Genomic DNA, 11,844 nt, shown 5'->3' with positions numbered 1-11,844 from the left:
TAGAGTTTATGGTTTATGGTTTAGAGTTAGGGAAGCCGTCCGGGAACGCCTACCTTTGAACCATAAACTATAAACTTTAAACCATAAACTTCTTTAATGAAGCTTTACCTCGTTCCCACGCCGATCGGCAACCTGGAGGACATTACGCTGCGGGCGATCAACGTGCTGAAAAGCGTGGATGCCATTCTGGCGGAAGATACCCGTACCTCGGGAGTGCTGCTCCGGCACCTCGCCATCAGCAAGCCGCTTCACAGCTACCATATATTTAATGAGCACCAGACGGTGCAGCGGATCATCGCCCAGCTGAAGTCGGGCAAGACCATCGCCCTCATCTCCGACGCCGGTACGCCGGCCATCTCCGACCCCGGTTTTCTGCTCGTCCGCGAGTGCATCAAGGCCGACGTTCCGGTGGAATGCCTGCCCGGTGCCACGGCCTTTGTTCCGGCGCTGGTGGCTTCCGGCCTGCCCGCCGACCGTTTTACCTTCGAAGGATTTCTGCCCCACAAAAAAGGCCGCCAGACCCGCCTTACCGAGCTTTCCGGCGAAGAACGGACGATGATTTTCTACGAATCGCCCCACCGCCTGCTCAAAACCCTCGAACAGTTCAGCCAGACCTTCGGCCCCGACCGACCGGCGAGCGTCAGCCGGGAACTGACAAAACTGTACGAAGAAACCGTACGGGGAACTCTGCAGGAAATAATTGCGTATTTTGCCGAAAAAGCGATCAAAGGTGAACTTGTTATCTGTGTTCAGGGAAAATAACGGGCAGTGGTCAGTGAACAGCAGTCGGCGGAGAATGCGCTGGCTGACGGCCCTGTTCATTCTTCATTCTTCATTTTTCATTCTTCATTCGGCCAAAGCCCAGACCCTCTCACCCCAGACCCAGGTGAGCCTCATTACCGTGGGGCCGGGCGACGACGACATTTCGTCGGCCTTCGGGCATACCGAAATCCGGATTTTTGATCCGGCCCTCGGCTTCGACCAGAACTACAGCTACGGCGGTTTCGATTACGATGCCGATTCGTTCGTGCTGAAATTTTTGCGGGGAACGCTGCCGTACACGCTTTCCGTCCACAATCTTTATCAGGTAACCGCCTATTACCAGCGCGTGAACCGGAGCATGACCGAGCAGGTGCTGAATTTGTCGCAGAGCCAGAAACAACAGCTTTTCGACGCACTGGCGAAGAATTACCTGCCCGAAAACCGGCTCTACCGCTATAAATTTTATCACGACAACTGCTCGACCCGTCCGCGCGACATGATCGTGCAGGCCGCGGGCGACAGCATCCGGTTCGACCCCACGGCCCTCGACTCCACGCGTTCGTTCCGTGCCTGGATGAACGACTACCTCGGCGACTGGCACTGGGCCCGCTTCGGAATGAACATGGCCGTCGGTCGCCCGGCCGACGAACGCAACAGTGCCTGGGTGGCCATGTGGCTGCCGCAGAACGTTTTCATCCAGTTTCAGAAGGCCACGATTTTGCAGCCCAACGGGCAGCGGCTGCCGCTGGTGAGCGAAAACCGCCCGCTGGTGGTGGCGCAGCCCGAGCAGCCTGGTATTCTGTCCACGATCCTTTCCCCGTTCATCGTCTTTACGGCCGCGTTCCTGCTGGTCGTGCTCCTGACCCGGCGCCAGCGGCGGCTGGGCCAGCGCGGTACGCGGTTTGACCGGTTCTTTTTCGGCTTTCTGGGCTTCTGGGGCTGGTTTCTGTTCCTGCTCTGGGTGGCTACCGACCACGGCGTAACGGCCTGGAATCCGGCCCTGCTGCTGATGATGCCGCTGCACCTGCCGCTCATTTTCTGGGCCACCCGCGCCAGCGCCCCGGAACGGACCCGCCGGTATTTCGCCATTACTTCCGTGCTGGCGCTGCTTTTTTACGCCTATGCGCTCCTGCACGGATACAGCTACGAATCCCTGCCGCTGGTGTTGATCATCCTGACCCGGACGCTGTTTCATTTTGGCCGCCGGGAAAACGAAGTACAGCCCGCCACCCGCGCTACGGCCTAAGACAAGAATCCACTGACCATTGACCCATTTTTCATGAGCCACGATTTAAAAGCGCTTACGCAACAGCTTGTCGGCATTACCAGAGAAGCCGGAGCGTTCATTCATCAGGAAGCCCGGGCTTTCGACCGGGGCCGGATTGAGTACAAGGACCTCAACAACCTTGTTTCGTACGTCGATAAAGAAGCCGAAAAACGGCTGGTCGAACGGCTGAGCCAGCTGCTGCCGGAAGCCGGTTTCATCACCGAAGAAGGCACGACCGGCGAGCAGTCGGACCCCAACGGCCTGAACTGGATCATCGACCCGCTCGACGGCACGACCAATTTCATTCACCAGCTGCCCATCTTCTGCGTCAGCGTGGGACTGACGCAGCACGGCAAACCCATCGCGGGCGTCATCTTCGACGGCAACCGCAACGAGGTGTTCAGCGCCTGGGAAGGCGGCGGGGCTTACTGCAACGACGAACAGATTCGGGTTTCGCCCGCCCAGAAACTCGCCGACAGCCTCATCGCGACCGGTTTTCCGTACTACCGCTTCGAGGGGATGAACAAATACCTCGACATTCTGCAGTCGCTGATGCAGAAAACCCACGGCCTGCGGCGGCTCGGCTCGGCGGCCATCGACCTGGCGTATGTCGCCTGCGGCCGTTTCGAGGCGTTTTACGAATACAACCTGAACTCCTGGGACATGGCCGCGGGCGTCGTTCTGGTCCGGGAAGCGGGCGGAATTGTGACCGATTTTTACGGTGGCGACGAGTTTCTTTTTCGCGGGGACGTCATCGCCGGATGCGCCATGCAGCCGGAACTGGTGGCGGCCATCCGGGATTACTGGGACCGATAAGCCCCGGTCTCAACCGGGGTCCACGGCGGTTAGCTGCCTTCCTGCCGGTTAACCGTTTCAACGGTTTCGGGGTGTCAAAACCGTTGAAACGGTTAGCACACCCGGATTCGTCCGTTTTTTCCCGCCGTTCAATCGGCGGGTTGTTTTTGTTCATCCTCCAAACACCGACCTTATGCAAAACCACGACCTCGAACTCCTCCGCTACCCAATCGGTAAATTTGAGTACGGCCAGCCGTATTCGATGGAAACCATCAAGGAACAACTCGCCTCCATCGCCATCCTGCCGCACAACCTGACCGAACTGGTCGGCAAGTGGGGCGACGAACGGCTCGACACCCCGTACCGGCCCGGCGGCTGGACCGTCCGGCAGGTTGTGCACCACCTCGTCGACAGCCACATGAACGCCTACATCCGGACCAAACTGGCCGTGACCGAAGAGAACCCGCAGGTCAAAGGCTACGACGAAGCGGCCTGGGCCGAGCTGCCGGACTACCGCCTCAGCATCGCCCCGTCGCTGGTGATTCTGAGCAATCTGCACCAGCGCTGGGTCACCGTCCTCGACAAGCTGACCGACGAACAGTTCCGGCGTACCTACTACCATCCGGGCTACCAGCGGACGTATGTCCTGGCCGAAGTGGCGGGTCTGTACGCCTGGCATGGCGAGCACCATTATCAGCATGTCCGCAAACTAGCGGAACGGAACAATTGGCTGCGCAGCGTCGTTTAGGAAATACGAGCGCCCCGACATAGGACGCTTCGTCAACCCGATACAGCGCATGATCGAACAACTCATTATCGGCCTACTCTTTCTGGGAGCCCTGTTGTACATCGGGCGGCGCGTGTATCGGACCGTATTTGCAAAAAAAACGGGCTGTGCCAAAGGATGTGGCTGCGGAGAGGAGAAAACGGCACTTACCGGTAAAACAAACAAGGCTACGACCGTCTGAGGCGTAGTCTTTTTTTTGTCTTTCAACGATGAAAAACCGGACGATGTGTCCGGCGGGCAGTTGGTGGCTGTTGCTGGGCCTGCTCGTCGGCATAAGTGTGATTTCCTGCAAACGCGTAAAGCCCCAGCCGCCCGATGCCACTGCGTTCGACGACACGCTGGCCATTGGTCCCTCCTACCTCAGCGCGCCCGTCCTCTTCGAGGTCCGGGAACTGGAGGAAAAGGTGAACCAGTCGCTGGGAGAAGTCCTCGTCGATCAGGAAAGCCTGCCCAAAACCAAAGGAACGGTGCTCCGGCTGCGGGTTCTCCGCTCGGGCCGGGTCCGGATGAGCTTCGACGGAAAACGGCTGTCGTTTGGCGCGCCCATCACCATCTGGATCGACAATCCGCTGGACCTGAACCACAAGCGGCAACAGCTGGGCTCGCTGGACGTGGAGTTCAACAGTCCGGTGGCCGTAACGCCCAACTGGCGGATTCTGACCCGCGTCACCCTGAAGCGGTACCGCTGGACGGTCGAACCCAAAGTCAAACTGCTGGGCATCCGGTTCAACGTCAAGCGCCGCGTTGACAGAATTCTCCAGAAACGCCGGCCCGAAATCGAACAGGCCATCAGTGCCGCCATCTACCAGGAACTCCGGCTGGACCGGGAAATCGGAAAAATCTGGCGGAGCCTCCATCGGCCGCTGCGCATCAACCGCAATTACGAAAACATCTGGCTGGTGCCCCATCCGTACGCGATTTCGGCCAGCAAGGTCTATGGCAATCGGAAGACGATCGTGGTGCCGCTGCGGGTGGAACTGCGGCTCGAAACCCACTTTGGGGATCGTCCCGACAGCCTCCGTCCGGCCGCGCTGCCGCCCCTGCGCCGGGCCGATACCCTGCCGCCGGTGACGGAACTGAACCTGCTGAGCCGGGTTTCCTACGACCGCCTGAACCTGGCGCTGAAACGAACCCTGAAAAACAAAAAACTCGAAGTGGCAGCCCAGTCCATTTCCATCCAGGAAGCGATGGTCTACGGCGGGGGCAATACCCTCATTTTGGAGACAAAGGTGAAAGGCGCCATCAACGGCACGCTGTTTTTCCGGGGCCGACCGGCCTTTGATACGCTGCGGCAGACGGCCGCCGTCCGCAATTTTGAGTACGACATTCACACGGAGGATGTGCTGCCCCATACGGCCGATTACTTCCTGCACGACATGCTGAAAGACTCGCTGCAACAGGCCCTGTCGTTGCCGCTGCATCGGTATTTTTCTACCATTCCGGTCAAGATTGAGACGGCCTTCGAACGGGGCCGTCCGGGCCGGAAAGCAGACCTGGATATTCAGACCTTTCGTTTCATTCCCAGACAAATAGCCATTCGTCCGGAAGCCATCCACGTCCACCTCAGAGTACGAACCAGTTTCCGCATCAAGATAACCGATGTCTGATTATCAAATGGAATAACAGGGCCATAACCGCGTAATCAGAAGATTATTAGCTTATCTTTAATAAATTTAAATAGTACCATACTTACTATTTTTTTCTGCTTATTGTTGCTTAGTATAATTTACTTATCTACTTTTGCATGTCCTTTTATCGGACAATCTTCTCTGAACGATCACTGACTGAAAACGACCGCTACGCCCAACGGGTATAGCCGGAGGTTTACGTTTCCCCTACCTGAATACCAGCCCGGTATTTCATTGTTTCCCATATTATCAGATTACATCTGTACTTAACCAAATCGGGCCAGGGTGCGGCCCTCTTGAGCACTTTCGTTTTATGACCAGACCAGTACGTTTAAAAGCCGCCATCGGTACCATGATGGTTGGCGCGGTTCTGACGCTTGGCGGCTGTCAGAAACCAGACGGTATCTCGACGCCGACTGACCCGACGCTCCCGGTATTGAGCAAAATTCCGGACAATTTCTCATTTGCTTCTGACCAGGATGTGGCGTTCCGCATCACGGCCCTGACCAACCGGAACAACCCGATGGTCGGCGTTCCGTTCTCGGTCTACAGCCTGCCGGACAACCAGTTGCTTTTCAGCGGCGTGACTTCGGCAAACGGGGTTTTTGAAATGAAGCACCGGCTGGCCAACCACCTCGGACAGGTGGAAATCCGGACGACTTATCCCGGTATCCCCAGCAGCCAGGTGATTACCCTGAGCAGCAACCAGGTGGTAGCCACGTTCGGCGGTTCCAACCCCGGCGGCCGTATTTCGGCAGAAGCCAGCGTAACGGCCAGCATCAGCAACACGCGGATTCCGAACATCAAGACCCTCGGTTCCTGGAACAACAACGGCCTGCCGAACTACCTCGTTTCCAACACGCCGGACGCCATCGAACAGGCGTTCTACGACCGCATCACGGCTTCTCTGCCGGAAAGCAAGCCGCTGTCGACGACGCACCCGGAGTACATCGCCAACAACGCGCCGACCACGCTCGACATCACCGAACTGGCCGACGTATGGGTTACGTTCGTTACCGAAGGCGCGGGCTGGAAAAACTCGCTCGGCTTCTATACGTACGACAAAAGCGCGACCATCACCAGCGTAAACCAGCTCCAGAACCCGACGATCATCTTCCCGAACGTGTCGATGGTGGGCAGCAACGGCTCGCTGGTATCGGGTCACCGGGTGCACATCGGTCGTTTCCCGGCCGGTACGAGCATCGGTTTCTTCATGCTGGCCGACGCCTACAACACCTCCAACGGAGACATTGCTCAGGGTAACTACGCTCACTTCAGCCACTCGGCCCTGAACTCGGAATCCGATCCGAACAAGCGCCGCCACTTCGTCGTGCTGAATGACGTCGCTACGGACCGGGTGCTGCTCGCCGTCGAAGACGTGAGCCTGATGAACACGCCGATCGTCTGCGATAACGACTACAACGACGCTGTTTTCTACATCACTTCCAACCCGGTCACGGCCGTTGACAAAACGCCGCTGCCGACCACGGACAAGCCGACGGACACCGACGGCGACGAAATTCCGGACCCGCGCGACGAGTACCCGACCGACAAGGACCGCGCGTTCAACGTCTACACGCCGGCTAAAGATGTATACGGTACGCTGGCTTACGAAGACCTGTGGCCGAGCAAGGGCGACTACGACTTCAATGACCTGGTGATGAGCTACAACTTCCAGGAAGTGCTGAACGCCAAAAACGAGATCGTTGACGTCAAGACCAAGCTGAAAGTACGGGCCATCGGGGCCTCGTTCAAGAACGGCTGGGGTATCCAGATGCCGGTTGCCGCGTCCAACATCAAAACGGCCAAGTCGACCGACACCCGCACGAACACGACCAAAACGCTAACCTCGGAAGCGGGCCAGACCAACATTACGCTGATTCCGTTCCAGAACGCCTACGACATGATTTCGGCCCCGGCGACGAGCCTGTTCGTGAATACGGAATCGGGCAAGACCACGTACGAAGGCAAAATCTTCACGGTTGACCTGACGTTCAACACGCCGGTGACGCGGGCGGCGCTGGGTACGGCTCCGTACAATACTTTCCTGATCGCCCGCAACGAGCGCGGCCGGGAAATCCACCTGGCCAACCACCAGCCGACGACCAAAGCGAACGTAGCCTACTTCGGTACGGGTAACGACAAGACCAACCCCGGCCTGAACAAGTTCTACAAGGACGACAGCAACATGCCGTGGGCGCTGAACATTCCGGTAGAGTTTGACTATCCGTTCGAGCGCACGTCCATCCTGAACACGCACCTGAACTTCTTCCAGTGGGCGGCTACGGGTGGCGCGCAGTATAAAGACTGGTACATGAACAAGACGAACTACCGCAAGACGGAAAACATCTTCAAGAAGTAATCCTCCTTCGGTTGCATTTCCTAAGACTCCCGCCCCATCGGCGGGAGTTTTTTTATATTTGGGCATGGACCCTCAGAAACGCGATACGCAGCAGTACGTCAACCTCGGCCACAGCAAGCTCGAAAATCACCTGAAGACGCAGGTGGCCTTGTACGAGAAAAAAACGAAGTATACAGGCACCACCACCAACCTCCTCAGCGCCTTCTTCTGGAGTAACCTCATGGGCTTCGCCTTTCATTACGCCAAAAGCCGGTTTGGCCCGAAAGTCCCCTACCAGTTCTACCCCCGCAACGGCGATGACGGCCTCTACCCGCTGGAAGTGACCGACGGAAAAACCACCCTGGCGCTCCTCTCCGACTGGGCCAGCGACACGGTCGAATCCGACCAGATCGGCCACCTCGTTTCAACCTATCAGCCGGATTATACGATTCATCTGGGAGACATTTATTACGTGGGGACGCCGCAGGAGGTGGAGGACAACTTTCTGGCCCCGCATTCGTCGTGGCACTACGGCAGCCACGGCAGTCTGGCGCTTTCGGGCAACCACGAGATGTACAGCAACGGGCGCGCCTATTTCGAAAAGCTGCTTCCGGCCATGAAAATCCGCAAAAACGGCGCGGTGGCCACCCAGCAGGCCGGTTTTTTCTGCCTCGAACACGAACATTGGCGGATTATCGGCCTCGACACGGGCTACACCTCCACCAACCGGCCGTTTCTGGAAGTGCTCTTCAAACCCGATTGCCAGCTGCGCGAGGAACAGGTGGCCTGGCTCAAAAACATCGTAAAGCTCGGCGACCCCACCGACACCCGGGGCATTATCCTGCTCAGCCACCACCCTTATTATTCTTCGTTCCGGGACGACCACCCGATCGTCGGAAAGCAGTTGCGGGAAATTTTTGGCGAGGCCGACCGGCCCGTTGTCTGGATCTGGGGCCACGAGCACCGGCTCACGTTTTACGACCAGCACGGGTTGTCCGACGGCATCCGGGCCTGGGGGCGCTGCGTCGGCATCGGCGGTATGCCGGTCGAAATCGATGCGCCGGACCAGGGCCACGAAAACAAGCTGCGCCTGCACGACCAGCGCGTCCGCGAACGGCTGAAACGGCGGGATGTCGGCTACAACGGATTCGCGCTCATGACCATTCAGGGCAAAACCGTCAAACTGGATTACATCGACCAGAACAATCTCACGGTCGTGTCCGAAGCCTGGACCGTCAACCGGACCAACGGCGATCTGCGGCTGGAAACGCTGTTTGTCCACCCGGAAATCCGGCAATTCGCGGACACGAAGGTGTAATGACTGAATGATGAATGACTGAATGATTGAATGGCTTCGCACATTCCAGCTCTGCGAAGCTATTCAGTCATTCAGTCATTCAATCATTCCCCTTTCCACCGCCACAAATACCGGCACGCCAGCGTGCGGTGAGGGCGCCAGGCTTCGGCGATGTCGTGCAGCCGTTTGTAGAGCGGTCGGCCCGTTTCGGTCAGTTCGTAGGCGCGGACCATTTTCTGGCGGATGACCAGATCGTCCACCGGAAACACGTCCGGCCGGTCCAGCACGAACATCAGCATCATTTCGACCGTCCACCGCCCGACGCCTTTGATGGGAACCAGGTAGTTCACGATCTCGTCGTCACTAAGGCCGTTCAGAAAAGGCAGGTCCAGGCGGTTCTGCAGGGCAAACTCCGCGACGCTTTTGAGATAAATGACCTTCTGCCCCGACAGGCCCGCGCCCCGCAGCGTTTCGGTGGGCAGGCTGAGCAGCTGGTCGGGGTGCGGATACTGATCCGGAAAAAGTGCCCGGAAACGCGCAAAAATAGAGTCAGCGGCCTTGACCGAAATCTGCTGCGAAACGATGCTTTCGAGCAGAGCGAGGTACACCCGGTCGGGTACATTCTCCTCCATCGTCACCTTCGGAGCGGGTGTTGTGTCAATAATACGGGCCAGAACGGGGTCCTGCAGCAATATCGGGGGAATTGTATTCTCCATGCAGTGTAGCCAGCGGCGCGGTTGATGGAACGCCACGGATTGAAAATAAGGTATTCAGGAAAGAAACGGGGCCTCTGCGGACATCTGTTTTTCGGCGGGCTGCGTCCGGGCGGCCTCCCAGCCGAGCATGGCCGTTTTTCGCAGGCTCCCCCAGCGGTACTGCCCAAAAATCCCCGTTTTCCGGATAACCCGGTGGCAGGGAATCAGATACCCCACCGGGTTGGCCCCCACCGCCGTCCCAACCGCCCGCGAAGCCGTCGGCATGCCCACCGCAGCGGCCAGCTGGTCGTAACTGACCACGCGCCCTTCGGGAATTTTCAGCAGCGCCTCCCACACTTTCACCTGAAAGTCCGAGCCGCGCACCAGCAGCCGAAGCGGACGGGCGGGAGTGGCCGTGAAGATGGAATCGGCCAGCGGCTGCAGGCCCACCGGATCCGCCACCAGCGTAGCGGCGGGCCAGTAAGCGGCCATGCGTTCGGTGATGGTTTCGCCAATATCGCCTTCTTCCAGAAAATCCAGTCTGGCAATTTTATCGCCAAACGCCCCCAGCGCATACGGCCCGAACGGACTGTCGAAGACGCCGTACCGCAGCGCCAGCCCCGCCCCGCCCTGCCGCGCCTGGCCGGGCGTGAGCCCTTCCAGCGTTACAAACAGATCGTGCAGGCGGCCCGTCCCGGAAAGCCCGGCCTGCTCGGCCACCTCGGCCACGGTCAGGCCGTGCCGGAGCTGATCGCGGGCGTGCGTCAGGGTCAGATACTGCAGAAATTTCTTCGGGCTCACGCCCGCCCAGTCGGTGAACAGCCGCTGAAAATGGTATTCGCTCAGACTGGCGGTTTCGGCGGCCTCAAACAGGGAAGGCTGCTGCTGATAATTCGCCATCAGGTATTCGATGGCCCGGGCAATCTGTTGGTAGGTCGGACTGGTTTCCAGCATGGCCGTAGTTGATCTTTGTTCAAAGATACCGCGCCCCCGGCGGTCTCCCAACCCGAATCTTGCGGACTTTCAGTGATCGCGGTACATGTACCGGAGTTTCCGGCTGACCGATGAAGCCATCGAGGAACTGAGGTTGCTGTAGAGTTGCCAGGTGCTGGGCACCAGGAGTGATCTGGTCTTCAAACTTTTACCATTGAGGGCGCGCTGGTCGCCGCTGAACGTTTCCCACTCGTCGGCCCACTCCTCAACCTCGGTCAGTTCGTCTTCCCAGGCCACCCGTTCCGCGCCGGGGTCGAGCGCCCGGATGCGCAGGTCGAGCCGGGCCACTACGGTAATGCGGTGGGTGGTAAGGGTTCCTTTGACGGTTTCCATCACATCCACCACCGTCGAGTCGTTGATTTTCTTCGTTCCCACTTTGTATTTCTGCGAACTCTCTACGGTAGCCGACGCCGAGGTGATGCTCTCCCGGCGGGATACGTAATTGGCGACAAAGCTCTGGATGACGTGATTCGGCATTCGGCCGGGTTCGGGGGTGACGCCCGGCATGTAGTAGCGCACAAATTGCGAAGGCGGCCCGCTCTGGTCCAGGTTCCGGAAGATGTCCCGCTGGAGTTCGTCGTATTCCGAGCTGGAAATTTCCACGGAAGGCCGCATGGGTTCAATGACCAGCCGGAAGGCCGCGAAGTACAGCGCATCCGCCGCCCGGCCGTCGGCATCCCGGTAGTTCGGCACCCATTGGCTCGCCTTCTGAAACTGCAGCACGGCCTCGCGGGCGGCCTGCCGGTCCGTTTCGCGGTAGGCGAAGGCCTCCTCCGCCGCCCGGTAGCGGTCCGCGGCGGCCAGCTCCCGGACCTCGCCCAGTCGGTCCCGGAAATCCAGCGGGAAGCCGGACACCCGTTCCGGGCAGGTCGGGCAGGCGTTGATGGCATCGCCCAGCTTCTGCAGTTTCTGGTACTCCGGCAGGACCCGTTCCCAGCGAAAAGGCTCTGCCGACCGGCTGAGACGAAGAATCGCATTTTGCCGCTGCTCATACGCCGCCCGAAAAGCCTGGCTTAGCACTTTCTGCGCCGTGGCATGCTCCGGTTTCTGCCGCAGTCTGCCGACCGCCGACAGAACAGCCGAATCGTAATTCCCGTTTTTAAGGGCGCTTTCTCCGGCCGAACAACCGCTCAGCCAGAGCAGCAGCCCAAAAAACCAGACAGACGAGTGGGAGGACAGTTGTTTCATACCCTACTGATTCCAAAAAGCGGCCAGAGGTTTATTACCGATAAATCAAAATGTTTACTCCGTCCAGAAAGAGTTTATCCGGTGTGCATCC

General features: G+C 58.7%; 11 protein-coding genes. 8 read left to right on the top strand and 3 right to left on the bottom strand.

What is annotated here, in order from left to right; translation table 11 throughout:
- The first annotated feature begins 96 nt into the window (after window positions 1–96).
- From rsmI to ORG26_RS21130, 8 genes are all read left to right on the top strand, one after another.
- Entirely contained in the window at window positions 97–762 is a 666-nt protein-coding gene (rsmI, locus tag ORG26_RS21165; RefSeq protein ID WP_266365382.1) for a 16S rRNA (cytidine(1402)-2'-O)-methyltransferase, read from the top strand.
- A gap of 34 nt (window positions 763–796) precedes the next feature.
- Window positions 797–2,008 (top strand): lipoprotein N-acyltransferase Lnb domain-containing protein, encoded by a 1,212-nt coding sequence (locus ORG26_RS21160; RefSeq protein ID WP_266365380.1) that lies wholly within the window; start codon window positions 797–799, stop codon window positions 2,006–2,008.
- Window positions 2,009–2,041: 33 nt separating this feature from the next.
- Window positions 2,042–2,845, top strand: coding sequence for an inositol monophosphatase family protein (locus ORG26_RS21155; protein ID WP_266365378.1), 804 nt, complete (start codon window positions 2,042–2,044; stop codon window positions 2,843–2,845).
- Window positions 2,846–3,017: 172 nt separating this feature from the next.
- On the top strand, window positions 3,018–3,572 hold the full coding sequence (locus ORG26_RS21150) for a YfiT family bacillithiol transferase (RefSeq protein ID WP_266365376.1): 555 nt from the start codon (window positions 3,018–3,020) through the stop codon (window positions 3,570–3,572).
- Between the two features lie 49 nt (window positions 3,573–3,621).
- On the top strand, window positions 3,622–3,792 hold the full coding sequence (locus tag ORG26_RS23615; RefSeq protein WP_266365374.1) for a FeoB-associated Cys-rich membrane protein: 171 nt from the start codon (window positions 3,622–3,624) through the stop codon (window positions 3,790–3,792).
- 28 nt (window positions 3,793–3,820) lie between these two features.
- Window positions 3,821–5,218: a DUF4403 family protein gene (locus ORG26_RS21140; RefSeq protein ID WP_266365373.1), complete on the top strand. Its 1,398-nt coding sequence runs from the start codon at window positions 3,821–3,823 to the stop codon at window positions 5,216–5,218.
- Window positions 5,219–5,552: 334 nt separating this feature from the next.
- The gene (locus tag ORG26_RS21135) at window positions 5,553–7,601 is read left to right on the top strand and encodes an LruC domain-containing protein (RefSeq protein WP_266365371.1); all 2,049 of its coding nucleotides are present in this window, start codon (window positions 5,553–5,555) and stop codon (window positions 7,599–7,601) included.
- 64 nt (window positions 7,602–7,665) lie between these two features.
- Window positions 7,666–8,898 (top strand): metallophosphoesterase family protein, encoded by a 1,233-nt coding sequence (locus tag ORG26_RS21130; protein WP_266365369.1) that lies wholly within the window; start codon window positions 7,666–7,668, stop codon window positions 8,896–8,898.
- Window positions 8,899–8,981: 83 nt separating this feature from the next.
- Here ORG26_RS21130 and ORG26_RS21125 read toward each other — a convergent pair whose 3' ends face one another.
- From ORG26_RS21125 to ORG26_RS21115, 3 genes are all read right to left on the bottom strand, one after another.
- Complete coding sequence (locus ORG26_RS21125; RefSeq protein ID WP_266365367.1) at window positions 8,982–9,593, bottom strand: DNA-3-methyladenine glycosylase family protein; 612 nt, start codon at window positions 9,591–9,593, stop codon at window positions 8,982–8,984.
- 54 nt (window positions 9,594–9,647) lie between these two features.
- Complete coding sequence (locus ORG26_RS21120; protein ID WP_266365365.1) at window positions 9,648–10,526, bottom strand: methylated-DNA--[protein]-cysteine S-methyltransferase; 879 nt, start codon at window positions 10,524–10,526, stop codon at window positions 9,648–9,650.
- Between the two features lie 69 nt (window positions 10,527–10,595).
- A complete protein-coding gene (locus tag ORG26_RS21115) occupies window positions 10,596–11,753 on the bottom strand; it encodes a hypothetical protein (protein WP_266365363.1) in 1,158 nt (385 codons plus the stop codon).
- Window positions 11,754–11,844: the final 91 nt, after the last annotated feature.

Source organism: Tellurirhabdus rosea (assembly GCF_026278345.1).
In the GTDB taxonomy this organism is placed as follows: Bacteria; Bacteroidota; Bacteroidia; order Cytophagales; family Spirosomataceae; genus Tellurirhabdus; species Tellurirhabdus rosea.
The sequence above is the reverse complement of the archived record's forward strand: the minus strand, read 5'-3'. Positions and strand labels throughout refer to the sequence as shown.